Annotated in this window: 19 protein-coding genes; 12 read left to right on the top strand and 7 right to left on the bottom strand. The window is 71.7% G+C overall.

What is annotated here, in order from left to right; all coding sequences use genetic code 11:
* Positions 1-36: 36 nt before the first annotated feature.
* On the bottom strand, positions 37-669 hold the full coding sequence (locus AB0C73_RS19890; protein ID WP_362532023.1) for a helix-turn-helix domain-containing protein: 633 nt from the start codon (positions 667-669) through the stop codon (positions 37-39).
* 303 nt (positions 670-972) lie between these two features.
* Between AB0C73_RS19890 and AB0C73_RS19885 the strand changes: the two genes are divergently transcribed.
* A complete protein-coding gene (locus AB0C73_RS19885) occupies positions 973-2247 on the top strand; it encodes a M6 family metalloprotease domain-containing protein (protein WP_362531585.1) in 1275 nt (424 codons plus the stop codon).
* Between the two features lie 9 nt (positions 2248-2256).
* Here the strand turns inward: AB0C73_RS19885 and AB0C73_RS19880 are convergent, their stop codons facing one another.
* The 4 genes from AB0C73_RS19880 to AB0C73_RS19865 form a co-directional block, all read right to left on the bottom strand.
* A complete protein-coding gene (locus AB0C73_RS19880) occupies positions 2257-3924 on the bottom strand; it encodes a class I adenylate-forming enzyme family protein (protein ID WP_362532020.1) in 1668 nt (555 codons plus the stop codon).
* Positions 3925-4010: 86 nt separating this feature from the next.
* Entirely contained in the window at positions 4011-4652 is a 642-nt protein-coding gene (locus AB0C73_RS19875) for a ScbR family autoregulator-binding transcription factor (protein WP_362531582.1), read from the bottom strand.
* Positions 4653-4797: 145 nt separating this feature from the next.
* A complete protein-coding gene (locus tag AB0C73_RS19870; RefSeq protein ID WP_362531580.1) occupies positions 4798-6150 on the bottom strand; it encodes a cytochrome P450 in 1353 nt (450 codons plus the stop codon).
* Positions 6151-6330: 180 nt separating this feature from the next.
* A complete protein-coding gene (locus tag AB0C73_RS19865) occupies positions 6331-7020 on the bottom strand; it encodes a ScbR family autoregulator-binding transcription factor (protein ID WP_362531578.1) in 690 nt (229 codons plus the stop codon).
* 271 nt (positions 7021-7291) lie between these two features.
* On the opposite strand from AB0C73_RS19865, the gene AB0C73_RS19860 reads away from it, so the two are divergent.
* Entirely contained in the window at positions 7292-9208 is a 1917-nt protein-coding gene (locus tag AB0C73_RS19860) for an acyl-CoA dehydrogenase (RefSeq protein WP_362531575.1), read from the top strand.
* 500 nt (positions 9209-9708) lie between these two features.
* Here the strand turns inward: AB0C73_RS19860 and AB0C73_RS19855 are convergent, their stop codons facing one another.
* Positions 9709-9993: a hypothetical protein gene (locus AB0C73_RS19855; RefSeq protein WP_362531573.1), complete on the bottom strand. Its 285-nt coding sequence runs from the start codon at positions 9991-9993 to the stop codon at positions 9709-9711.
* Between the two features lie 343 nt (positions 9994-10336).
* The gene (locus tag AB0C73_RS19850) at positions 10337-11260 is read right to left on the bottom strand and encodes a helix-turn-helix transcriptional regulator (RefSeq protein ID WP_362531571.1); all 924 of its coding nucleotides are present in this window, start codon (positions 11258-11260) and stop codon (positions 10337-10339) included.
* A 634-nt stretch (positions 11261-11894) separates the two neighbouring features.
* On the opposite strand from AB0C73_RS19850, the gene AB0C73_RS19845 reads away from it, so the two are divergent.
* The 10 genes from AB0C73_RS19845 (at position 11895) to AB0C73_RS19800 (ending at position 24469) form a co-directional block, all read left to right on the top strand.
* The gene (locus AB0C73_RS19845) at positions 11895-12674 is read left to right on the top strand and encodes an alpha/beta hydrolase (protein ID WP_362531568.1); all 780 of its coding nucleotides are present in this window, start codon (positions 11895-11897) and stop codon (positions 12672-12674) included.
* A 142-nt stretch (positions 12675-12816) separates the two neighbouring features.
* On the top strand, positions 12817-13527 hold the full coding sequence (locus AB0C73_RS19840) for a type 1 glutamine amidotransferase domain-containing protein (protein WP_362531565.1): 711 nt from the start codon (positions 12817-12819) through the stop codon (positions 13525-13527).
* Positions 13528-13643: 116 nt separating this feature from the next.
* A complete protein-coding gene (locus tag AB0C73_RS19835; protein WP_362531562.1) occupies positions 13644-14345 on the top strand; it encodes a phosphoribosylanthranilate isomerase in 702 nt (233 codons plus the stop codon).
* Positions 14345-15064 carry a uracil phosphoribosyltransferase gene (gene upp / locus AB0C73_RS19830; protein ID WP_362531560.1) on the top strand — a complete coding sequence of 240 codons (720 nt, stop codon included), beginning with the start codon at positions 14345-14347 and terminating at the stop codon, positions 15062-15064. The genes AB0C73_RS19835 and upp overlap by 1 nt, the downstream gene beginning before the upstream one ends.
* Before the next feature lie 26 nt (positions 15065-15090).
* Positions 15091-15756, top strand: coding sequence for an NAD(P)H-dependent oxidoreductase (locus tag AB0C73_RS19825; protein WP_362531558.1), 666 nt, complete (start codon positions 15091-15093; stop codon positions 15754-15756).
* Positions 15757-15937: 181 nt separating this feature from the next.
* Complete coding sequence (locus AB0C73_RS19820; RefSeq protein WP_362531555.1) at positions 15938-20185, top strand: amino acid adenylation domain-containing protein; 4248 nt, start codon at positions 15938-15940, stop codon at positions 20183-20185.
* Positions 20186-20232: 47 nt separating this feature from the next.
* Positions 20233-21279, top strand: coding sequence for a pseudouridine-5'-phosphate glycosidase (locus tag AB0C73_RS19815; RefSeq protein ID WP_362531553.1), 1047 nt, complete (start codon positions 20233-20235; stop codon positions 21277-21279).
* A 58-nt stretch (positions 21280-21337) separates the two neighbouring features.
* Positions 21338-22060 carry a HemK2/MTQ2 family protein methyltransferase gene (locus AB0C73_RS19810; RefSeq protein WP_362531550.1) on the top strand — a complete coding sequence of 241 codons (723 nt, stop codon included), beginning with the start codon at positions 21338-21340 and terminating at the stop codon, positions 22058-22060.
* A 133-nt stretch (positions 22061-22193) separates the two neighbouring features.
* On the top strand, positions 22194-23405 hold the full coding sequence (gene metK / locus AB0C73_RS19805; protein WP_362531547.1) for a methionine adenosyltransferase: 1212 nt from the start codon (positions 22194-22196) through the stop codon (positions 23403-23405).
* A gap of 74 nt (positions 23406-23479) precedes the next feature.
* Complete coding sequence (locus AB0C73_RS19800) at positions 23480-24469, top strand: carbohydrate kinase family protein (RefSeq protein ID WP_362532017.1); 990 nt, start codon at positions 23480-23482, stop codon at positions 24467-24469.
* The last annotated feature ends 140 nt before the right edge of the window (positions 24470-24609 follow it).

Raw genomic sequence — 24609 nt, 5'->3', positions numbered from 1 at the left:
GGCCGGCGTCACGGGCGGGACGTCACCGGCACCGCCTCACCCGCGGGCGTTGCAGGAATCACTCCTCAGGCTCTCCAGGGTCGCGGCGGCACCCGGCAGCTCGGAACGCCGTGGCGCCTCAAGACCGTCCAGGAACACCTGCAGATGGCGGTGCACGAAGCGGTCCATGGTGAGGCAGCCCGTCCCGGGCAGCGGCCGGGTCAGCTGGGAGACCGCGACCATCAGGTCTCCCACGCCGACGTCGGCGCGCATCCGGCCGGCCGCCTGCGCCCGGTCGACGAGGCCCTGGACGGCCTCCTCAAGACGCGAGCGCTCGGCCAGCAGATCGGGGTGGTGCTTGTCGAAGTCGCCGTCGAGCATCGGACACAGGGCGCCGACCCGCTCGTCGGCGGCGGCATGGGTGAAGCGGCGGAGGGCGTCGAAGGGATCGCTCTCCTCCTCGGCGGCCTCGTGCGCCCGCTCGGTGACGCGGGCGGTGAGGGAGAGGACGACCTCGCGGAAGAGGTCGGCGCGCTCGGGGAAGTTGCGGTACAGCGTGGCGTTGCCGACGCCGGCCCGGCGGGCTATCTCGTCGAGCGGCACCTGCGCGCCGAACTCCACGAACATCTCGCGGGCCGCGGTGACGATCCGCTCGCGGTTGCGCAGGGCGTCCGCCCGGGGCCGGGGCATCCGGCGGGCCGGGGCGACGGGCGCGGCGAGCGCGTCGGCGACTGCCGTTTCAGCGGGGCTGGTGCTCACTGCCGTACCTCTCCCAAGTCATGTCGAGCGATCCCGAGCGATCCGGGGAACGAGTCCCCACTTCGTCGAACACAGGGGTAAACGGGGACTGCTTCCCCGGTTATTTCCCCACGCGGTTGTGACCTGCGTCACATCCCCCGGTCGGGCCACCCGGCGCGCGCCTCCCGATCACCCGCCACAGGCTGATCACACGGCGCCGCTCCCCCCATCGGCGCAGATCGGAGAGGCCACCGCATGCAGGAGACCCGCCGACGGATACGCAGACCCATCGCCCTGGCCTCGGCGGCCGCCCTCGCGATCGCCGCCCTGGCAACGGCCAGCACGACCCTGCCCGGACCGGCCCCCGCCTCGGCGGGCCCGGTGGCCGCCGGTTCCGGGGAAGCACCGCTGGGACCGTGCCGGATCGCCACGACGATGGGTGTGCAGATGTCGGAGGGACTGCCCACCGCCCCCGGCTACGCCCGCTCCACCGGCCGGATCAGGGCCCTCACCCTGATGGTCGACTTCCCCGACGCGCCCGGTCAGGGCACCGCGATGAGCCGCTTCCGCGAGTTCTTCCCGAAGACCTCCGACTGGTTCCGGGTCAGCTCCTACGGGCGCCTCCGCTACGACCCCGACACCCCGATACCCGACTGGCTGCGGATGCCCCGCCCCTTCTCCTCGTACGGCCTCGAGCGCGGCTCACCGTACGAACCGGGCTACCGCGGGCTCGTCCAGGACATCGTGAAGGCCGCCGACGCACGGGTGGACTTCAGCCTGTACGACCTGGTCAACATCCTGGTCACCCCGAACGCCGGGCCCTCGGCCCTCGACACCGTGCTGTCCGTGACCTTCTCCGGCAACGACGACGCCCCTTACGCGGACGGCGTCCCGCTCTCCAACACGTCCTTCGTCTACAGCCGCCAGGACGACGGCTCCGGAAGCTACGCGGACACCGGCTACCGGGTCCTGCCGCACGAGAACGGACACGTCTTCGGGCTGCCCGACCTCTACACCGCCGACGGCGGCGGCACCGTCGGGCACTGGGACATCATGTCCGAGGACTGGGGCGCCAACAACGACCTGCTCGGCTGGCACAAGTGGAAGCTGGGCTGGCTCGACAACGACCAGGTCGGCTGCGCCTCCCGGCCCGGCGACTTCGAGTACACCCTCACCCCGCTCGCCACCAGCGGCGGCCACAAGCTCGCCTTCGTCCCGCTCTCCGGCACCTCCGGCTACGCGGTCGAGGCCCGCACCCGGGAGGGCAACGACGAGGCGGTCTGCAAGAGCGGCGTCCTCGTCTACCGGGTCGAGACCGACGTCGACACCGGGCACGGCCCGGTCACCGTCGCCGACAGCGACCACTCCAGCGGCGGCTGCACCCGGCGCCCCAATGTGCACGCCGAACTGTCCGACGCGCCCTTCGGACCCGGCGAGACCTTCACCGACCGGACCAGCGGCATCCGGATCAGCGTCCTCGACGAGGACGCGGCGACCGGCGGCTACCGGATCCGCATCACTCGTTCCTGAGGCGGGGGCCTACTCGGGCACCCGCAGCTCGCGCTTGAGGATCTTGCCGGCGGCGTTGCGGGGCAGTTCCGCCACCCGCACGCGCACGCGTGCGGGCACCTTGAAGGCGGCGAGCCGGGCCCGTACATGCGCCCGCAGCTCCTCCGGACCGGCCGTCGCGCCCGCCCGGAGCCGGACCACGGCGGCGACCTCCTCGCCGAGGACCGGGTGCGGCACGCCGAGCACGGCGGCCTCGACGACGTCCGGGTGGGCGTGGAGCACGCCCTCGACCTCGACGCAGTACACGTTCTCGCCGCCCCGTATGACCATGTCCTTGATCCGGTCGACGACCGTGACCCGGCCGTCCCGCACCCGGGCCAGGTCGCCCGTACGGAACCAGCCGTCGGGGGTGAAGGCGGCACGGGTGGCGGCCTCGTCGCCCCAGTAGCCGCGGATCAGCGACTGGCCGCGCAGCAGCAGCTCGCCGACGCCCTCGGCGTCCGGCCGGTCGATCCGCGCCTCCACGGCGGGCGCGGGCCGGCCCACGCTGTCCGGATGCGCCCGGTACTCGGCGCCGAAGTTGGCGAGGACGCCGCCGCAGGTCTCGGTGAGGCCGTAGCCGTTGCGGGGCTCGATCCGCTCCCCGTACGCGGCGGTGATCCGTGCCGCGATCTGCGGCGGGGCCGCCGCTCCCCCGGTGTTGAACATCGTGAGGCTGGTCAGCGGGTCGCCGGTGCGCTCGGCGAGGTCGAGCAGCTGGAGCGCGGTGGTGGGCACGCCCGCGTAGTGGGTGACGCCGTGGGTCCGGATCAGTTCCAGAGCCTTCGCCGGGTCCCACTTGCGCATGAGGACGAGCGTGCCGCCGGCCGCCATGACCCCGTAGAAGGAGGTGAAGGCGGCGACATGGAAGAGGGGGTACGTGGTGAGCGAGACCGGCACCGGCCCGGCGCCCGGCCGCTCGCCGCGCCGCAGCGCGGACGCGGCGGCGAACCAGCGCGGGTGCATCGCCGCCCCCGCCTGCGCGAGGTGGGTCGCGACGGCGCCCTTGGGGCGGCCCGTGGTGCCCGAGGTGTAGATGATCGTGGCGTCCTGCTCGGGCAGCACGTCGACGGGCGGCGGGCCGAGGTGCGGGTCGGTGTCGGGGACGTACGCCTCGAAGCCGCCGGGATTCCCGATCCTGTCAAAGCTCTCGAAGCCGCCGGGGTCTTCGGAGCCGTCGGGGTGTACGAGACCCTCGCCGTGGAAGACGATGCCCGGTACGGCGTGGGCGCGTGCCCAGGCGGCGACCTGGGGCACCCGCTCGCCGTCGACGAGCAGCACGCGCGGCGTGCAGTCGTCCAGGGCGTACGCGAACTCCTCCTCCGTCCACCAGGCGTTGAGCGGCACCGCGACGAGGCCGGCGAGCTGGGCGGCCCAGAAGGCGATCATCCACTCGGGGTGGTTGCGCATCGCGACGACCGCGCGGTCACCGGGGCGCAGTCCGTGGACGTCGACCAGGCGGCGGGCGAGGCCGCAGGCGGCGTCGAAGAAGGCGCGGTAGCCGAGGACGCCGTCCTCGGAGACGAGGAAGGGCCGGTCGCCGTAGCCCCAGGTGGCCTCGACGAACTCACGCAGGGTCCGCGGCCCGCCGGTGTACACACCGTCCGCGACGACGAAGGGCGCGCCGGGCGCGGTGAGCGCCGCCGCGGACGGATCCATGTGCGCGCTTGCCACCGCGCCCCTCCCTGCGTCCTTGTCCTTGGACCCCGTTTTCCGAGCCCGGCGACGCTATCAGGGGCATGTGGTCAGGAACGAAGCTCCGCCTGTACGGACTCCTGGTCGTCCCGTACGGACTCCTGGTCGCCCGACGCCACGAACAGGCCCACCCGCGCGGCGCCCACCACCCGCGGCAGCAGGAAGGCCCAGAAGCGGGTGAGCGGGGCGCGCTCCAGCCAGCGCGGGTCCTGGTGGCCCAGGGCCTCGTGGCCCGCCGCGACCGCCACCACCGCCGACGCGACGTCGCGGGAGGTGACATCGGGCGCGAGCAGTCCCGCGCGCTCCGCGCGGAGCACGATGCCCTCGACCCACTCGCACCACAGCCGGCGCAGGTCCCGGTCCGGTGTGGTGCTCAGCGCGAAGCCGGCGCGCAGCACCGGGTCGGAGCGCAGCCCCTGGACGAGCTCGTGGCTGGCGTCGATCAGGATCTGCAGCGGCAGCGCCTCGCGCTCCCGGGTGATCCGCAGCAGCCGGTCGCCGGCCGCCGCGACCACCGCGTCGGCCAGCACCGCCTTGCTGGGGAAGTGGAAGTGCAGGGCTCCGCTGCTGACTCCGGCGCGTGCGCTGATGGTCGCGAGCGACGCCACCTCGAAACCGTCCCGGTCGAAGAGCGCCGCCGCCGACTCGACTAAGGCGTTGCGGGTCCGGATCGCCCGCTCCTGCTTGGCCAAGGGACCTCCGTCACCGACTGTGGCGATACCGACGCCGTACGTCACACTTCCTTGACTGTAACAAACCGGGTCAGCGGTTTCTGAGTGAACAAAACAGACCGCCGAGGCCTCTGACGGCCCCCGACGGCCCTCGTCCGCGGCCGGCTCAGCCGCGTACGGGGAGCCGTACGGGCAGCGCCCCGTACCCGTTCAGGAGGAAGGTCGGGAGCGGCGCGAGCTCCTCGGCGGGGCAGGCGAGTTCGAGGTCGGGGAAGCGCTCGAAGAGGGCTTCGAGGGCGATCGTCGCCTCCAGGGTGGCGAGCGGAGCGCCGAGACAACGGTGCACACCATGGCCGAAACCGAGCGGGTCGCGGTCGGTGCGCAGGACGTCGAAACGGTGCGCGTCGGGGCCGTGGCGGTCGGGGTCCACGCCGCCGGCCGCGAAGTTGACGAGGATCGGGTCGCCCTGGGTGATCTTCACCCCGTCCAGTTCGAGGTCCTCGACGGCGAAGCGCAGCGGCGACCAGGCGGCCGGGCCGTGGGTGCGCAGGGCCTCGGCGACCACGTCGTCCCAGGTCGCGCGGCCGGCCCGGACGTGGGCGAGCTGCTCGGGGTGGGCGAGCAGGGCGGCGGCGGCGTTGACCATGAGCGCGGCGGTGGTGTCCTGGCCGGCGGCGATCAGGAGGTAGAGGGAGCCGAGGAGTTCGTTCTCGGTCAGGGCGTCGTCGCCGTCGCCGTCGCGCGCGGCGATGAGCGAGGAGGTCAGGTCGTCGCCGGGCACCTCGCGGCGGGCCGCGACCAGGCCGCCGAGCAGCCGGAACGCGGTGCCGCGCGCGGCCTCCATGGTCTCGGCGGACACGCTGGAGCTGAACACGGTGCGCAGCGCGGCGGTGAGTTCGGCGCGCCCGGCGCCCTCGGCGACGCCGAAGAGCTCGCAGATGACCTGTAGGGGCAGCGGTTCGGCGTAGCCGGTGCGCAGTTCGACCGGTTCACCGGAGGAGAGGCGTTCCGCCAGGCCGTCGAGGAGCCCGGCGCTGATCTCCTCGATACGGGGGCGGAGCGCGGCGGTGCGGCGGGCGGTGAACGCGGCGGCGACCAGGCGGCGCAGGCGGGCGTGCTCGGCACCGTACGAGAAGAGCATGTTCTCGTTGGCGACCCAGGGGTAGAGCGGCCACTCGGGGGTGATCCTGCCCTCGGCGAAGGCGGGCCAGTGGCGGCGGGCGTCCTTGGAGACGCGCGGGTCGACGAGCAGCCGCTCGACGTGCTCCTGACGGACGACGGCCCAGGCGGCGACGCCGCCGGGCAGCTCCACGGGGACGGCGGGACCCTGCTCCCGGAGGGCGGCGGCCTCGCCGGGCAGGTCGCGGCCGGTCACATCGAGGGCGTACGGGCAGCCGCCGGCGCTGAGGCCAGTGCCGGTGCCGGCGCCGGCGCCGGTGCCGCTGCCGGTCCCGGTGGCCGCGAGGGTGACGGGGCTGTCGGTGCGCTCGTCGCGCCGGGCGTCGGTGCGCTCGTCCATGCGGTGTTCTCCGTCTTCAGGTGGCGGGTACGTCTCGCGCGTGCCCCCACCCGCACGCGCGACCGAGGAGAACAGGACGTCCCCTCCCCCTGATTGACGAGTTCGAACGGTCCGTTCGTCAACCCGATCGCCGGTCCGACCGCCTGTCCGGCCGCCGGTCCGGACGTGTCGGTACGGACGTCAGTCGGACGTGGCGGCGAACGCGGTGGTGCCGGTCTCGCGCGCCCGTACGGCTTCCTCGTAGGCCGGCTTCGCCCGCGCCGGGCTGAAGTCGAGGCGGACGAGCACGCCGGGTACGGCGAGGGCGCTCACCATGGTCCTCATGAGGTCGGCGACCCGCTCCACCATGTCGGCGTGCCGGGTCATGATCTTCGACAGCACCTGGACTCCGGTGAAACTGCCGGTGAACAGGGTGGCGGCGGAGGCGACGTCCACATGGGGCAGCAGCTCGCCGGCCGCCTTCGCGCGGGCCAGGACCTCCGTGTTGTGGTCGATCCAGCCCTGCATCGGTACGCCGCGGTCGAGTCCGTCGTACGGCGAACCCTGGTCGACGGTGAGGCGGACGCTGCCGCGCACCATCGGGTCGCCCACGTGCAGCAGGTGGGCGAGGACCAGCGCCTCGTCGGTCAGCTGCTGCAGGAAGAGCTCACGCTCCGGGACCGCGGGCAGGGCGGCGACCTGCCCGGCGAGCACCTCCTGGGCGAGCTCCTCCTTGGAGGCGAAGTGGAAGTAGAGCGCTCCCTTGGTCACGCCACACCTCTTCAGGACCTCGGAGATCGTGGCGGCCTCGTATCCGACCTCGTCGAACAGCTCCGCTGCCGCGAGCACGATCTTCTGACGTGTGCGGATGGCTCGTTCCTGTTGTGCCACTACATCCTCCGTACCTCACGGCCGCAAGGAGACCGGGAGGCTGGTATTCCAACGGCTCGCATGGAGCGATGAGTCGACGACCGGGCCACTGCGACCCCGTCGACAGTAGGGTGAGCCCGGCGAGCCCGGCTTTCTTCACACGTCCACATTTGAAGAATAAAACCATCCAGCCGGTTTGACAAGGGGAATTGAAACAAAACCGGTTGGTACGTATCTTGTGGGACAAGGTCGTCACCTCTTCCCAGCCGGTCACACTCTTACGGGGGAGCCGATGCTCCAGCACGCGGAGGCACCACTCGGACACGGCGTCGTCGACGCCGTCCACGACAACGTCGGTACGGTCGGCACGGTCGTCGACGCGGGCGCCGACGGCACGCTCGTCGACGGCAGAGTCATCGGCGGTGAGACCGTGGAGGAGCTCACCCGGCTCCTCTTCGACGGGGAGGACCGCGACCGGGTGCACCGCCCCTGGCGCCGGCTGATCGCGACCGAGGACTTCGCGCACCGGCCCGGCCTCGCCCACGCCGAGCGCGCCGCCCTCTCGTACGAGCGCCTGCGGCTGGTCAACGACACGGTGACCGGCCCCGCCGCGGAGGCCCTGGCCTACGACGCGCGCCGGCTCGCCGCCCTGCACGAGTGGACCGGATTCGTCGACGGCGGCGTGTGCACGCTCGCCAGCATCCACTACAACCTCTTCCTCGGCAGCCTCCTCGACCACGACGGCTACCGCCGCGACCTGACGGACTACACGTCGATGGAGCGCCTCGGCACCTTCCTGTGCACCGAGCTGGCACACGGCAACGACGTCGCCGTCCTGGAGACCACCGCGACGCCGGATCCCGAGACCGGCGGCTTCGTGCTGCACACCCCGAACCCCGGGGCCCGCAAGTTCATGCCCAACACCAGCCTCACCGGCGGCCCCAAGACCGCGCTCGTCGCCGCCCGGCTGCTCGTCGACGGCGAGGACCAGGGCGTCTTCCTCTTCCTCACCCCGCTCAGCGACGCCGGAGGGCATCTGCCGGGCGTGCACGTGCGGGCGCTGCCCGAGCGCACCGGCACGCCGGTCGACCACTGCATGACCTCCTTCGAGCACGTACGACTCCCCCGCGAGGCCATGCTGGAGGCCGCGCACGGCCGGCTGGACAAGGACGGGCAGCTCGTCAGCAACCTCGGCAACCGGCGCAAGCGGTTCCTGCGCTCCGTCGGCCGGGTCACCATGGGCAAGCTCTGCATGAGCGGCGGCACCCTCGGGATGGCCCGCGCCGCGCTCGCCATCGCCGTCCGCTACGCCCACCACCGCGAGGTCGCCGCGCCCCGGGCCGGCGAACGGATACCCCTGAGCGCACACCGCACCCACCACGGGCGACTGCTGCGCTCCCTCGCCACCGCGTACGCCATGACCTTCCTGCACCGCGCCGTCCTCGACCGCTGGTGCGCCCACGAGCCCACCGACCCGCGGCAGCGCGAGGAGGCCGAGCGGCTGATCGCCGTCGCCAAGGGCTGGATCACCTGGCAGGCCCGCGACCTCACCGTCGAGGCGCGCGAACGCTGCGGCGCACAGGGCCTGTTCCCCGCGAACGGCATCTCCGACCTGCTGTTCAACGTCGAGGGGGGCATCACCGCCGAGGGCGACAACCTGGTGATCTGGGCCAAGGCCGGCTCCGAGCTCGTCTTCGCCCACGAGGCCGGCCCCGGCCCCGACCACACGCCCGCCGGCGACCTCACCGACCTGCGCTTCCTGCGCGACCTGCACGCCTGCGTCGAGCGCGGCTGGCAGACCCGCGCCCGTGCCGCCCTGCGCGGCGGACCCTCCGGCGACCCCGTCGGACGCTGGAACGAGACCTCGGGCGCCGCCCTGGACATGGTCGCCGCGCACGCGCGCGTCGCGGCCGCCGACGCGTTCCTGGCCGCCGTCGACCGCGCCGCCACCCCGGAAGCGCGCCTGCTCCTGGAGCAGTTGGCCCGCCTCTTCCTCCTCCACGAACTGCGGCCCCACACCGGCGACCTGCTCGCCGCGGGCCACCTCACCCCGGCCCAGGTGGAGGACCTGCATCCCACGACCGACCGCACGATCGCCGCGCTCGCCCCGCACCTGATGCCCCTGGTGGACGCCTTCGACCTCCCGCCGGAGTTCCTGGCGACGGCGCCGATCGCGAACGCGGACTACCTGGACCGGTTCGGCGACTGAGAACTCCCGTCAATACCGGAATTCCGCCGCCGTTAAACCCGCCAGTAGCCGGCACTCCCTCATGATCGTGTTTCGGCAAGGGTGCGCATCCGGTTTCGGCCAGATCTCGGAACGCCTCGCCATGGGGGATGTCCGACAATTATCGTGACTGCGGCACGTTCGAGCCTCAGTACGCCGAGCCGGGCGCGAAGCAATGCACGAGCAAAAACCTGACCAAAAGCGCGAGCACAACCCGATCAACACGCGACGTCCATGCGGAGCCCATGCTCGCGTTACCGGCAGGTGCGACACGTAGGAGTGTCCACGTACTCGCGCCCAGGTGCGTGCTCCGAGCACGACGCCGCAAGCAGCCGTGCACAGAAGGGGGAAGAGAGAATGCCCAGGTTAGGCCGCTCACAAACCCGGCAACGGAATACGCATACAGGGATCGGCGGTACAGGATCCACGGAATGAACCGGATCCCTCGTCGCGAGAATCCCACCTCCAGTGCATTCTCCGGGTTATATCGCGAGTTGAGCGCCGACCGTCTGCGTTTTCAGGCCGAGAAGGAAAGCGAACGCCTCATCGCTTCCATGCCACTCCCGGATCCCTTCGATTTCGACCAGCTGGTCGGGAACATCGCGGAGGCCAACGGCCGGCGGATCGTCATGAAGCCGATTCCGAGCCATCTGACCGGACTCGACGGCACCTGTGGGCTTCTCGTCAGACACCACTCCCGCCCGGTCGATCTGATACTCCACCGCGAGGGCCGTTCCCCGTCCCATGAACTGGAATTGAAGGTCCACCAGTTGGTGCATCTCTGGGCCGGGGACAACACCGGCCTCGTGAGACCGTCGGATGCCGGGGACCCCGTGGCCGGGCCCGTGCCCGATCCCGGAGCCGGAGGCGGTCCCGCAGGCCCCATGGGCCCGGTAGGCCCCGCAGGTCCGGTACCCGGGGGCGCCCTCCCCCTCCCCGTACCCGGGGTGCGTGACGCGCTCGTCGAGCTGCGAGCCGACAACGTCGTACGGCTCATCGGCCGGGCGCAGAGACCCGGCCCGGCCGACGGGGCGCGGCCGCCGGGCTCCGTCCCGTACCTCGACGGAGCCCCCTGCCGGCCGTGAGAGCGGGCACGCCACGCCGGGCGTCTCACACCGCGTGGGCGTCTCCGTCGTCGTCGCCGCTGTCGCCACTGTCTCCGCTGTCGGCGTCGCCGCCGTCACCGCTCCCGTCGTCGTCGGAGAGGATCTCCTCCATCGTCTCGCTGATGAAGTCGCGGAGCTGGTCCCAGGATTCCTTCGGCATGTCCTGGCCCGCGCCCCGCGCGACCATCACGGTGAACCTGTCGCGCAGCGCCCGTGCCTGCAGGATCAGCGCGTCGATCTCCGGGTCGTCCTGCCGGAAGTAGACCGGCGGCACCCCGTGGGCGCGTGCCAGGGCGTCGAGGGCCGCGTCCTCGGGTTCGGCGATCTCACCGGCCCGCAGGGCCCGGACCGTCGTCTCGGTGAGCGCCGCGGAGCCGCTCCTGCGGTTCCCCTCGGACGCCAGGTGCGCGTCCGAGGGCGCCACCCCTCCGTAGACCTCGGTACGGAGCGACTCCAGCTTGTGCGCCACGCGCGCGGCGGCGGGCGCCGGGCTCTCCTTCGGCTCCTCGGGCTGCCCGAAGGAACGCCGCTGCGCCGCGAGCAGCTCGGCGCGGGTCACCTTGTAGGCGGCGGCCAGCGCCGTCACGGCCTCGTCGGACAGCGGCCGCCTGCCCTGCTCGGCGGCCCGCACCGGCATGGGGGACCGGGTGTTCGTGTAGCTCGCCGTGTCCGCCTGGGTCATCCCCGCGTCGCAGCGCAGGTCCGCCAGATTCGGCAATTCCGTGCGCGGAAACAGCTCGTCGAGCCCGACATCCAGAAATGCGGCAATTGCCGACAATCGCTCCGGAGGCGGAGACGCCAGACCGTTCTCCCAGCGGTAGACGGCATTCACCTTCACGTGAAGCCCCATGGCCAGACTGCTCTGCGACAGGCCTTTCATCACACGACGGTTACGCAACTCACCGCCGTCGAACACTCGGTCGGGCATAGGCATGCTCCACAAGATGGGGGTTGAAAGGATTGTAGGGGGCGGGTCGGCAGAGGATGTTGAAATCAGTGATATCGGCAGACACTTGCCACCGTCGCCGGAGTTGTACCCGCCTCCTGTGATCGGCGCCCACCCCACCCCCCGGACTGCCCGGCTTGCCCGCCTTTGCCGGCATCCCGGCGCCGGCCATCCCGCGGTGACGACCCAGGGGGGACCCAGGGGCGGCCCCAGGGTGGCCCAGGGATGACTCAGCGGCAGCCCGGAGGCAACCCACCCTTGAGCGATCCCGGAGCTTGACTGGATCGCCAGAAGTAGATAAATTCACCTTCGAGTGATCGGGGCTGGGGAGCAGAGCCTAGCTCAGGGAGACACCTCCTCCCAGGTCCCCGACCGATCCTGTCCGCATCTCGACCGCACCGCGCTCCGCCCCGAAGGCCGCGTGCCACAACGCCGGATCCTCTCGGGTGTATCGGCCGACAGTCAGGACGGCAGAAGTCGCCGTCCACAGCGTTCGCACCATCCGCGGCGTTCGCAATTCCCGGCCGGCGCTTCCGATTTCGCGCGTCCCAGTACCTCACGTACTTCAAGCATCCCCAGGCATTCCTCTTCACGTCGTCACAGGAGGCGATCCGTCATGCCCACGATCTCCGTCGGTAATTCGCGTGTCCACTACACCGTGACGGGCTCGGGTCCGGCCCTGATGCTGGTGCACGGCGTGGGCAAGGGCGGCCAGGTCACCTTCGGCCACCTCCTCGAGGAGTTCGCCCGGCGCAACACCGTCATCCTTCCCGAGCTGTCCGGCAGCGAGACCGCCACGGACGACGGCACTCCGCTGACCGTCAAGCAGCTCGCCGACGAGTGCGCCGCCGTCATCAAGGACGCCGGCCTCGGCCCCGTGGACCTGGTGGGCTTCTCGCTCGGCGGGGCCATCGTCGCCGCCACCGCCGCCCTCCACCCGGAGCAGGTCCGCCGGCTGATCCCCGTCGGCGGACTGGTCAAGGCGGACCTCTACATCGAGAACCTGATCGGTCTGACCCTGAGCCAGAAGCACGACCCGCTGGCCTTCGGCCGCGTGCTCAGCACCACGGCCTTCAGCCCGCGCTTCGTCCGCAGCCAGCCCAGCCTGAAGGACGTCGAGAACCTCGGCGCCGAGCTGAGCCCCTCCAGCGGCCGGATCCGCCAGCTCGAACTGCTCGTCCAGGTGGACATCCGCGACCTGGTCGGCAAGGTCCAGGCCGAGACCCTCGTCCTCGCCCCGTACCCGGACTCCGCCGTGCCCGCCGAGCACTCCCGCGAGCTGGCCGCCGCCATCCCGAACGCGCAGTACACCGAGATCGACAGCGGCCACATGGTCATCTTCGAGAAGCCGGTCGAATTCGTGAAGCTCGTCCAGGACTTCATCCACAAGGCCTGACGCCCGCACCCCGGCGCCGCCGCGGCTGGACCGGTCCCACCCGGACCGGTCCCACCCGGGCCCGGCGCCCCGCTCTCCACGAAGTACTCCACGCAGCCCAGTCCCATCAGCCAGCCAGCCAGCCAGCCAGCCAGGAGGAAGCATGGCCAGGATCCTGCTTGCCGTCAGCAGCCACGACACCTTGGGGGACACCGGCAACAGAACGGGCTACAGCGTCTCCGAGGCGGCCCACCCCTACAACGTCTTCATCGGCGCCGGCCACGAGGTCGACTTCGTCTCCGTGCGCGGCGGCGAGCCGCCGGCCGTCGTCTTCGACGGCGAGGAGAACGACCCGGAGATCACCGGCTTCCTCGCCGACGAGACCGTCAAGGCCAAGCTGGTCGCGACCCGCCGGGCGGCGGACGTGGACCCGGCCCCGTACTCCGCGATCTTCTACGTCGGCGGCCACGGCGCCATGTGGGACTTCCCCGGCTCCCCGGACCTGGCCCGCATCGCCATGGACATCCACGGCCGCGGCGGCGTCGTCTCCGCCGTCTGCCACGGCCCGGCCGCCCTCGTCGAGCTGCGCCTGCCGGACGGCACCCCGCTCGTACGCGGCAAGCGCGTCGCCTCCTTCAGCAACGAGGAGGAGCAGTCGCTCGGCCTCGTCGACGTCATGCCCTTCCTCCTGGAGGACCGGCTGAAGGAGACCGGCGCCCTGCACACCAAGGCGCCCATGTACGAGGCCCACACCGAGAGCGACGGCCGGGTCATCACCGGGCAGAACCCCGCCTCCGCCGCCCCCGTGGCGCGGCTCGTCGTCGCCGAGCTCGACCGGTCCGCCGGCGTCGGCGCGGGCGCGGGCGAGCGCTGAGCCGGCCCGTCGCACCGGCCGGCCCCGGCCCCGGCCCCGTAACACCCCGTCGTCACCGGACGAATCCCACCGCAGATCGGCCCCGGCTCGGACCGCCGCGGCCCAAGGAGGCAGACATGTACGGCTTGATCCAGGTCGCGGGCGTCATCGACCAGGCCGAGGCGGACCTCATCATCGAGGAGGGCGCCGACTGGCTCGGCTTCGCCCTGCGCCTGCCGGCCAAGAACGAGGACCTGACAGAGCCCGAGGCCGCCGCCATCGTCAAGGCGATCCAGCCCGCCACCAAGGGCGTCATCATCACGTACCTGACCGACGCCGACGAGATCGCCGCCTTCTGCGCCGAGATGGGCGTCGGCGCGATCCAGCTCCACGGCGACGTCGAACCGGCCGAGCTGCGCCGGCTGCGCACCCTGGCCCCGGACCTCTACGTCCTCAAGAGCCTCGTGGTGAAGACGGACAACATCGACGAGCTCCGCAAGGTCGTCGCGACCTCCGCCGAGTGGGTCGACATGTTCATCACCGACAGCTTCAACCCCGCCACCGGCGCCAAGGGCGCGACCGGCCTGACCCACGACTGGGACATCAGCGCCGAGCTCGTCCGGATCTCCCCCAAGCCCCTGATGCTGGCCGGCGGGCTCACCCCGGAGAACGTCGCCGCGGCCATCCTGGCCGTCCGCCCCGCCGCCGTGGACGCGCACACCGGCCTGGAGGACCCCGCCACCCGGCGCAAGGACCGCCAGAAGGTGCGCACCTTCGTGCAGGAGGCGCGCGCCGCCTTCGCCCGGGTGGCCGCGGAGGACGGACGGAGCGGGTCCTGATGACCACGCGAACCGCAGGATCCGCAGGATCCGCAGGAGCCACGGAGACCGCGCGGACCGAGCCGCCCCGGGGCGTGACCCATCTGCTGCCCCAGACCAACCGGCTGCGCGCCCTGCACGCCGTCGTCCGCGACCACCAGGCCCGGCGGGAGGACTTCGTCCCCACCGCCAACCGGATCATCCGCGGCCTCCTCGACGCCGCGCTCGACCTGCTCCCGTACCAGCCCCGCGAGGTCCGTACCCCCGTCGGGCGGATCTACCACGGTCTGTCCCTGGCCTCGCAGGTGTACGGCGTCTCCATCGCCCGGGCCGGCGACAGCATGGAGTCCGAACTGCGCCTGATGGCGCCCGAGACGCGCCTCGGCAAGATCCTGATCCAGCGGGACAAGGTCACCAAGCTCCCGCATCTGCATTACGCGGCGCTGCCCGCCGGCATCGACAAGGGCCATGTGCTGCTCCTCGACCCCATGCTCGCCACCGGCGGCACCGCGCTCGCCGCGATCGGTGTGCTGCTCGACCACGGCGTGCCCGAGGAGCACATCGTCTTCGTGAACCTGCTCTCCTCCCCCGAAGGCATCAAGGCCGTCCACGACCGTCACCCCATGGTGCGGATCGTGACCTCGTCCATCGAGGAGCGCCTCAACGAGCAGGCGTTCATGCTCCCCGGCATCGGCGACTTCGGTGACCGCTACTTCGGAACCGACATCCCCTCGAACTGAGGACGAACTGAGAAGGAGCACTCCCCGTGTCCACCACGACGAAGATCTCGATCGTCTACTACTCGGGCACCGGCAACATCCACAAGCTGGCCGTGGCCGCGGAAGAGGCCGCCGTGAAGGCGGGTGCCGAGGTCCGGCTCCGCCGGGTCCCCGAGTACGTCGAGGCCTCCCTGGCCCCCGAGTTCACCGAGTGGACCGAGGCGTGGCGGGAGAACACCGCGGCCATCGCGGACGTCCCCGCCGGCAGCGCCGACGACCTCGAGTGGGCCGACGCGATCCTGCTCGGCGGCCCCGGCCGGTTCGGGATGATCGCCGCGCCGCTCAAGCACTTCATCGACCTCGCCTGGCCGCTCAACGCACGTGGCGGTCTGGCCGGCAAGGTCATGTCGTCCTTCACCTCGACGGGCGCCCCGCACGGCGGCCAGGAGGCGACGATCCTGTCGCTCAACACCGTCTTCTACCACTGGGGCGGGATCATCGTGCCGCCCGGCATCACCGACGAGATCATGACGGCGCCCAGCAACGGCAACCCCTACGGCGTCAGTTCCGTCTCCGGCCGGCAGGCGATCCCGGGCCGGCTCGCGGAGAACGTCACCGAGGACAACCTCGCCGCCATCGCGCACCAGACCCGCCGCATGCTCGACGTCGCCGACGCCCTGCGCCGGGGCCGGCAGGCCACGCCCCACCGCTGACCCCCGCTCAGCGACTCGGCACCGCACCGCACCGCACCGCACCGCAGCACACCACGCTGCACCGCCACGGAACACGGAACACCCGGCCGGTCCGCGCGTCGGCCGGGTGTCCGCCACGGACGGGTGACCACCGCCGTACCCGCCCACCACACGGCACACACGCACCCCCAGGGGGACTCACATGACCACCGACGCGCCCGACCGGAGCCCGACCCACCGCCCGCTGCTGCCCGAACTGCTTCTGCGCACCGCCGCCGAACGCCCCGCCGACCCGGCGGTGATCAGCGGCGACGAGACCGTGACCTTCGCCGGGCTCGTCGGAAGAAGCCGAGGCCTGGCCAGACGTCTGCGGGACCTCGGCGTGACCGCCGACCAGTGCGTGGGGGTGTTCGCCGAGCCCTCGTCCGAGCTGGTGTCCGGGGTCTGGGCGATCCTGTTCGCGGGCGGCGCCTATCTGCCGCTCGCGCCGGAGTACCCCGAAGAGCGGCTGCGCTACATGATCGAGCACTCGGGTACGAAGGTGATCGTCGCCCAGGGCCATCTCGTGGAGCGTCTCACGGCGCTCGCCCCCGCCGGCACCGTGATCGTACGGGTCGAGGACGCCGCCGACGGGGAAGCCCCGGGCACGGACGCGGACGGGGACGCGGGCGCGGACGTGAACGCTGCCGCGGGCGCGGACGTGGACGGGGACGTTGCCGCGTACGCCGACATCGCGCCCGACTCCCTCGCGTACGTCATCTACACCTCGGGCAGCACCGGCCGGCCCAAGGGCGTCATGATCGAGCACCGCAGCATCGCCCACCAGATGTCCTGGCTGCGCACCGCCCACGGCATCGACCACACCCGGGTGATCCTGCAGAAGACGCCGGTCAGCTTCGACGCCGCCCAGTGGGAGATCCTCGCCCCGGCCGTCGGTTCCGTCGTCGTGGTGGGCGGTACGGGCATCCACCGGGACGCCGAACGGCTGCTGCAGGCGATCAGGACCCACTCCGTGACCACGCTCCAGTGCGTCCCGACGCTGCTCCAAGCCCTCCTGGACACCGAGGAGTTCGACTCCTGCACCTCGCTCGACCAGGTCTTCACCGGCGGCGAGGCCCTCTCCAAGCCCCTGGCGCGCGCCTTCCTCGACGCTCTCCCGGACTGCGCCCTGATCAACCTCTACGGGCCGACCGAGTGCACGATCAACGCCTCGTCCTTCACCGTGTCCCCGGCCACCCTCGGCGAGGGCCCGAACTCGATCTCCATCGGCACCCCGGTCGACGCCACCGAGTACCACATCCTGAAGCCCGCGGATCCCGAGAATCCCGACGGCCCCGAGGGTCCGGACGATCGGCGCGAGCTGGCCGTGGGCGAGATCGGCGAGCTCTACATCGGCGGCGTCCAGGTCGCCCGCGGCTATCTCAACCGGCCCGACCTGACCGAAGAGCGTTTCACGGACAACCCGTTCGGCCCCGGCCGGCTCTTCCGGACCGGCGACCTCGCGTACTGGAACGCCGACGGCACCGTGCAGTTCACCGGCCGCGCCGACAACCAGGTCAAGCTGCGCGGCTTCCGGGTGGAGCTCGACGAGATCAGGCTCGCCATCGAGACCCACGACTGGGTCCGGCACGCGGCCGTCCTGGTCAAGGACGACCTGAAGACGGGCTTCCAGAACCTGATCGCCTGCGTCGAGCTCGACCCGAAGGAAGCCGCCCTGATGGACCAGGGCAGCGCGGGCGCGCACCACCAGTCCAAGGAGAGCAAGCTCCAGGTCAAGGCCCAGCTGTCCAACCCGGGCATCCGGTCCGGGACCGAGCTCGCCGGCCTCCCCGCCCTCGACCTGCCCGGTCGGACGCCGACGCCGGCCCAGCGCGCGCTCGCCTTCGCGCGCAAGACCTATCGCTTCTACGAGGGCGACGCCCCGGTCGTCGAGGCCGACCTGCTGAACCTGCTCGCCCGCCGCCCCGCCAGCGCGCCCGGCCGGGAACTCGCCGCGCTCGGCGCCGACGAGCTCGGCACGATCCTGCGCACCCTCGGGCCGCACCAGAGCCCGGAGCGACTGCTCCCCAAGTACGCCTACGCGTCGCCCGGTTCGCTGTACGCCACCCAGGTGTACGTGGAGATCAGCGGCTTCCCCGGTATCCCCGCGGGCATCCACTACCACCACCCGGTCCACCACCAGCTGGTGCTGGTCTCCCCGGCACCGGAGGTTCCCGGTGCCGCTCCCCGCGTCCGGCTGCACTTCCTCGGCCGCCACCGCGCCATCGAGCCCGTCTACAAGAAGAACATCAAGGAGGTCCTGGAGATCGAGGCCGGCCACATGGTCGGACTCCTCGAAGAGGTCCTCCCGCAGCACGGACTCGACATCCAGGCGGCCCCGTTCACCCCCGAGGTCAAGGACCGGCTGCGGGTCGCCGACGAGGACCACTACCTCGGCGCCTTCGACCTGGTGCCGCACCGGGGACCCCGTACGGACGCCGGCAACGGAGACGACAACGGCAACGGCAACGGCAACGACATCGACCTGTACGTCCAGATCCACCCCGGCAAGGGGTCGGACCTGGCGGCCGGGCAGTACCACTACGACGGCGGCCGGCTGCACCTCGTCTCCCCGGACGTGGTCCTGCGCAAGCAGGTCATCGCGATCAACCAGGCGGTGTACGACCGGGCGGGCTTCGGGATCTCGGTGATCAGCCGCAGCCCCGAGGAGTGGCGCCGCTACATCGACCTCGGCCGCACGCTCCAGCGCCTGTCGATGAACGACCTCGACATCGGCTTCATGTCCTCCGGCTACAGCTCCCAGAGCGGCGACGACCTGCCCTCCGCCCGGCGGATCGACGGCGTCCTGCGCGAGCTCGGCCGGCCCGGCGGCGCCTCGTACTTCTTCGTCGGCGGCCGGGTGAGCAAGGAGCAGCGGCGGCACGAGGGCATGCGGGAGGACTCGGTCCACATGCGCGGGCCCGCGGAGCTGATCCGCGACGACCTCGTCAACTACCTGCCGGACTACATGATCCCGAACAAGGTCGTGGTGCTCGACGCGCTCCCGACCACCGCCAACGGCAAGATCGATCTCAAGGCGCTCGCCGCCTCCGACAAGGTGGACGTCGGCGCCGCCGACCGCCCCTTCGTCGCTCCCCGCAACGAGACCGAGCGCGGGGTCGCGGCGCTGTGGAAGCAGGCGATGAAGCGCGAGAGCGTCTCCGTGCAGGACGACTTCTTCGCCTGCGGCGGCAACTCCCTGCTCGCCGTCTCCCTGATCAACCGGATCAACCGCACGTTCGGGGCCGACCTGCCCCTTGAGGCCATCTTCTCCTCGCCGACCGTGGAGGGCCTGGCCCGCCGGATCACCGGCGAGGAGGCGACCAGCGACACCTCGCGCCTGGTCCCCCTCCAGCCGGAGGGCGCCGGCCGCCCCGTCCACTGCTGGCCGGGCCTGGGCGGCTACCCGATGAACCTGCGGCTGCTCGGCGAACGGCTCGGCACGCAACGCCCGTTCCTCGGGGTGCAGGCGTACGGGATCAACCCGGGCGAGACGCCGTACCAGACCATCAGGGAGATGGCCGCCGAGGACGTCAAGGCCCTCACCAGGCAGCAGCCGGAGGGGCCGTACACGCTCTGGGGCTACTCCTTCGGCGCCCGGGTCGCCTTCGAGGCCGCGCACCAGCTGGAGCAGGCCGGCCACACCGTCGACCATGTCTTCCTGATCGCGCCGGGCTCTCCGAAGGTGCGCACGGAGGGACCGGAGCGGCGCACCGCCTCGTACACCGACCGCACCTTCGTCTCGATCCTGCTCTCGGTCTTCACCGGGCGGATCGACGAGGAGATGGCGGCGCAGTGCCTGGCGGTCGCCGGGCCCGGCGGCGAGCTCGCCTTCGCCGACTTCGTCGCCGAGCGGGTGCCCGGCACCGACCGCGACTTCGTCCTGCGGATCATCCGGGTCGTCGCGCTGACCTTCGAGTTCAGCTACACCTTCCGCGAACTGCGGGAGCGGCGGATCTCGGCGCCCATCACGATCTTCAAGGCGCAGGGGGACGAGTACTCGTTCCTCGACAGCAGCAGCGGCTACTCCTCCGCCCCGCCGACCGTCGTCGAGCTCGCGGCCGACCACTACTCCCTGCTCCGGGAGCCGGACGTCGACGAACTCGTGACCGCCATCCGCCGGCGCCTCGGCCCGGACCGGGACCTGTGCATCGGGAAGGACACCGTCGTGCCCCATGTCAACATCAAGCATTTCCCGACCGCGCTCAGCGACGAGAAGCAGTCCGCGCTGGTGTCGGCGGTGACCAAGGCCGTCACCGACGCCTTCGGCTGCGACGAGGGCGTGGTGTCGATCGCGATCGAGCCGGTCGACGAGGGGCTGTGGGAGGAGAAGGTCTACATCCCGGAGATCGTCAACCGCAGACACATCCTCAGCAAGGTCCCGAACTACGGCCCCGACACCACCCCCTGAGCCCGCTGAGCTCTGAGCTCTGAGCCCTGAGTACGGAGGAGGCGGCTGTGGCCGCGACGACCGCACATTCCCACCCGGCCCACCCGGCCCACCCGGCCCACCCGGACATCCCCCTCGTCTTCAGCGAGGAGGTGGCCGACGCGCTCCACGAGGGCCGCCCGGTGGTGGCCCTGGAGTCCAACGTCATCACCCACGGCCTGCCCTACCCGGACAACGCCGCGACCGCCAGGAAGGTCGAGGAGGCCGTACGGGCGGGCGGCTCGGTCCCGGCCACGATCGCCGTGGAGGGCGGCCGGATCGTGGTCGGCATGACCGACGCCGACATCGACCGGTTCGCGTCGACGCCCGGCATCCCCAAGGTCAGCAGCCGGGACATGCCCGTCGTCCTGGCCCAGGGCCGGATGGGCGCCCTGACGGTCGCCTCCTCCCTGGTCGCGGCCGAGCTCGCCGGCATCCCGTTCTTCTCCTCCGCCGGGATCGGCGGGGTGCACCGGGGTGCGGCCAGGACCATGGACGTCTCCTCCGACCTGATCCAGTTCACCCGCTCCAAGGTCGCGGTGGTGTGCGCCGGCGCGAAGAAGATCCTGGACCTCGGGCTGACGCTCGAGTACCTGGAGACCCAGTGCGTACCGGTCGTCTCGTACCGCTCGGACGACTTTCCCGCCTTCTACTGCACGTCCAGCGGCTTCCGCAGCCCGATGCGGCTGGACGACGACGAGGTGATCGCCCGGTCGATCGAGAACCACTGGGCGCTGGGCAACCCCGGCTCGTTCCTGATCACGACGCCGGTACGGCCGGAGGAGGCGATCGACGCGGACGAGGTCGACGCCGCGATCACCGAGGCCATGGCCGCCGCCGACCGGGACGGCATCCGGGGTCAGGCGATCACCAAGTACCTGATGCGCGCGGTCGACGCGGCCACGGAGGGCCGCTCGTCCAGGGCCAACATGGCCGTGCTCGTCAGCACGGCCGAGGTCGGCGGCCGGCTGGCCGCCGCGCACGCCCGGTTCCGGGCCGCGACCGGGACCGCGACCAGCAGCGCCGCCGGGACCGCCACCGGGACCACGTCCGGGACCGCGACCGCGACCGCCTGACAGATTCCCGCCCCCTTGCCCCACTCCTCACCCCACTCCCAGAACGGATACGCACGTCATGACGAAGCTCGACCACCAGTCCACGTCCGACGCCGAGTCCTACCGCCCGCTCGCCAACCAGCAGCGGGTGCAGGAGATCAAGGAACTGCGCCAGGCCATCACCTCCGTCGGCGGCGGCCCGGAGGGTGAGCAGACGGTCCCGTTCCTGGGCCTGACCCTGCGGGTCCCCTCCGAGGTCATGACCCCCTGCCCGGTGTCCCCGATGCTCGGCGGCGCGGTCTTCGCCGAGGTCCGGCCGGGCGACCGGGTCCTCGACATGGGTACGGGCAGCGGTTCGCTGGCCCTGATCGCCGCGAAGAAGGGCGCCGACGTCCTCGCCGTGGACCTCAACCCGCACGCCGTGGCGGCCGTCCGGACCAACGCGGAGCTGAACGGCGTCGCCGAGCGGGTCGAGGCGCGCGAGAGCGATGTCTTCGAGTCGGTCGAGGGCCGCTTCGACCTGATCGTCTTCAACCCGCCGTTCCAGTGGTTCGCGGCCACCGACTACGCGGACGTGGCGGGCACCGACGCCGGTTACCAGGCGCTGACCCGCTTCTTCCGCGAGGCCCGCGCCCATCTGACGGAGCAGGGTCGCATGATCCTCTTCTTCAGCACCATGGGTGACGTGGAGTACTTCGAGAAGCTGGTCGCCGACGAGGGCTTCGCTCACAAGGTGGTCTTCTCCACCACGCAGCCCGTGTTCGACCAGCAGATCGAGTTCACGGTGCACCGCCTGTCCTGATCCCGTACCGCCTTCCGTCGGGGCCGCCCCCTCCCTTCCCGGGGCGGGGCGGCCCCTACCGCCCCCCCGCCGGTTCCACCCGCCCCCCGCCGGTTCCACCCGCGCCCATCCCGTACGACAGGAGCATCACGCCGTGTCCAAGCGTCTGTTCACTTCCGAGTCGGTGACCGAGGGCCATCCCGACAAGATCGCCGACCGGATCAGCGACACCGTCCTCGACGCCCTGCTCTCCCAGGACCCGCGGTCCCGGGTGGCCGTGGAGACCCTGATCACCACCGGCCAGGTGCATGTGGCCGGCGAGGTGACCACCACCGCCTGGGCCGACATCCCCGCGCTGGTGCGCGACGCCGTCCTGGAGATCGGTTACGACTCCTCCGTGAAGGGCTTCGACGGCGCCTCCTGCGGCGTGTCGGTGTCCATCGGGTCGCAGTCCCCCGACATCGCGCAGGGCGTCGACACGGCGTACGAGTCCCGGGTCGACGGCGACGAGGACGATGAACTGGCCGCGCAGGGTGCCGGTGACCAGGGCCTGATGTTCGGCTACGCCTCGGACGAGACCCCGGAGCTGATGCCGCTCCCGATCCACCTGGCGCACCGCCTGTCGCGCCGCCTGACCGAGGTGCGTAAGGACGGCACCGTGCCGTACCTGCGCCCGGACGGCAAGACCCAGGTCACCATCGAGTACGACGGCGACCGGCCGGTCCGCCTCGACACGGTCGTCGTCTCCTCGCAGCACGCCTCCGACATCTCGGTCGAGGGCCTGCTGACCCCGGACATCCGCGGGTACGTCGTCGAGCACGTGCTGAAGCAGCTCACCGAGGACGGCATCAAGCTCGACACCGACGGCTACCGGCTCCTGGTCAACCCGACCGGACGTTTCGAGATCGGCGGCCCGATGGGCGACGCCGGTCTGACCGGCCGGAAGATCATCATCGACACGTACGGCGGCATGGCCCGCCACGGCGGCGGCGCGTTCTCCGGCAAGGACCCGTCGAAGGTGGACCGTTCGGCGGCGTATGCGATGCGGTGGGTCGCGAAGAACGTGGTCGCGGCCGGGCTCGCCTCGCGCTGCGAGGTGCAGGTCGCGTACGCCATCGGCAAGGCCGAGCCGGTCGGCCTGTTCGTGGAGACCTTCGGCACCCACACGATCGAGACCGAGAAGATCGAGCACGCCATCACCGAGGTCTTCGACCTCCGCCCGGCCGCGATCATCCGCGACCTCGACCTGCTCCGCCCGATCTACGCCCAGACCGCCGCCTACGGCCACTTCGGCCGCGAACTGCCGGACTTCACCTGGGAACGCACCGACCGCACCACGGCCCTCCGCACGGCCGCCGGGCTGTGACCACGGGCATGGACGCGGAAATGGACGCGGAAATGGACGCCGACATGGGCCTGGGCACGGGCCTGGGCCTGGGCATGGGCATCGCCGTCACCGGTTCCATCGCCACCGACCATCTGGCGACCTTCCCGGGGCGCTTCGCCGACCAGATCGTCGCCGAGCAACTCGCCACGATCTCCCTGTCGTTCCTCGCCGACGACCTCCAGGTGCGCCGCGGCGGCGTGGCCGCGAACATCTGCTTCGGCCTCGGCCTGCTCGGGCTCGCCCCGGTCCTGGTCGGCGCCGCCGGCACGGACTTCGCCGACTACGACGCCCGGTTGCAGGCCTCCGGCGTGGACACCAAGTCCGTACGGCTCAGCGCCACGCGCCACACCGCCCGCTTCATGTGCACGACCGACGACGACCACAACCAGATCGCCACCTTCTACCCCGGCGCCATGGTGGAGGCCGAGGAGATCGACCTGGCCGAGGTCGTGGCCCGGGTCGGCGCCCTCGGTCTGGTCCTGGTCGCTCCCGACGTGCCGGCGGCGATGGTCCGCCACACCCGGGCCGCGCACGCCGCCGGCATCCCGGTCGCGGCCGACCCCTCGCAGCAACTGGCCCGGCTCGACCGGGAGTCGGCCCGGCTGCTCGTGGACGGCGCCCGGTATCTGTTCACCAACACGTACGAGAGCGCGCTGCTGCGGCAGTTGACCGGGTGGGACGAGGCCGAGGTCCTCGCGCGCGTCGGCGCGTGGATCGTCACCCGGGGCGCCGACGGGGTCTCGATCCTGACCGCCGACGGACCGGCCGAGCACATCCCGGCCGTCGCGACGGACCGGCCCAGCGACCCCACCGGCGTGGGCGACGCCTTCCGGGCCGGCTTCCTCGCGGGCCTGTCCCGGGGGCTGCCGCGCAGCCGCGCGGCCCAACTCGGCTGCGCCGTGGCCACGATCGTCCTCGAGTCCGTCGGCACGCAGGAGTACGAGCTGGCGCCCGGGGACCTGGAGGAACGGCTGCTGCGGGCGTACGGGCCGGAGGCGGTGGCGGAGATCGGCGCGTGGCCCGGCCGGCCGGCGGCCGGATAGCGGCCGGATAGCGGCTCGCGAGCCAGGGGCGTACGAACTCCTGGGCCCGCGTCCGCATCGAACAGGGCAAGGTCGAATCCGTCCTCCCGCGCACCGGCATCACGGACGTCGACCTCATCGTCCTCGACCCCCCGCGCGCC

Origin of the sequence: Streptomyces sp. NPDC048623, from assembly GCF_040650755.1 — a bacterium.
GTDB lineage: Bacteria > Actinomycetota > Actinomycetes > Streptomycetales > Streptomycetaceae > Streptomyces.
The sequence above is the reverse complement of the archived record's forward strand: the minus strand, read 5'-3'. Positions and strand labels throughout refer to the sequence as shown.

What these genes read in the sequence shown, in the direction of transcription:
- AB0C73_RS19890 (WP_362532023.1), bottom strand. Translation starts at nt 669, where the DNA reads ATGCCCCGGCCCCGGGCGGACGCCCTGCGCAACCGCGAGCGGATCGTC.
- AB0C73_RS19885 (WP_362531585.1), top strand. Translation starts at nt 973, where the DNA reads ATGCAGGAGACCCGCCGACGGATACGCAGACCCATCGCCCTGGCCTCG.
- AB0C73_RS19880 (WP_362532020.1), bottom strand. Translation starts at nt 3,924, where the DNA reads ATGGATCCGTCCGCGGCGGCGCTCACCGCGCCCGGCGCGCCCTTCGTC.
- AB0C73_RS19870 (WP_362531580.1), bottom strand. Translation starts at nt 6,150, where the DNA reads ATGGACGAGCGCACCGACGCCCGGCGCGACGAGCGCACCGACAGCCCC.
- AB0C73_RS19860 (WP_362531575.1), top strand. Translation starts at nt 7,292, where the DNA reads ATGCTCCAGCACGCGGAGGCACCACTCGGACACGGCGTCGTCGACGCC.
- AB0C73_RS19850 (WP_362531571.1), bottom strand. Translation starts at nt 11,260, where the DNA reads ATGCCCGACCGAGTGTTCGACGGCGGTGAGTTGCGTAACCGTCGTGTG.
- AB0C73_RS19845 (WP_362531568.1), top strand. Translation starts at nt 11,895, where the DNA reads ATGCCCACGATCTCCGTCGGTAATTCGCGTGTCCACTACACCGTGACG.
- AB0C73_RS19840 (WP_362531565.1), top strand. Translation starts at nt 12,817, where the DNA reads ATGGCCAGGATCCTGCTTGCCGTCAGCAGCCACGACACCTTGGGGGAC.
- AB0C73_RS19835 (WP_362531562.1), top strand. Translation starts at nt 13,644, where the DNA reads ATGTACGGCTTGATCCAGGTCGCGGGCGTCATCGACCAGGCCGAGGCG.
- upp (WP_362531560.1), top strand. Translation starts at nt 14,345, where the DNA reads ATGACCACGCGAACCGCAGGATCCGCAGGATCCGCAGGAGCCACGGAG.
- AB0C73_RS19820 (WP_362531555.1), top strand. Translation starts at nt 15,938, where the DNA reads ATGACCACCGACGCGCCCGACCGGAGCCCGACCCACCGCCCGCTGCTG.
- AB0C73_RS19810 (WP_362531550.1), top strand. Translation starts at nt 21,338, where the DNA reads ATGACGAAGCTCGACCACCAGTCCACGTCCGACGCCGAGTCCTACCGC.
- AB0C73_RS19800 (WP_362532017.1), top strand. Translation starts at nt 23,480, where the DNA reads ATGGGCATCGCCGTCACCGGTTCCATCGCCACCGACCATCTGGCGACC.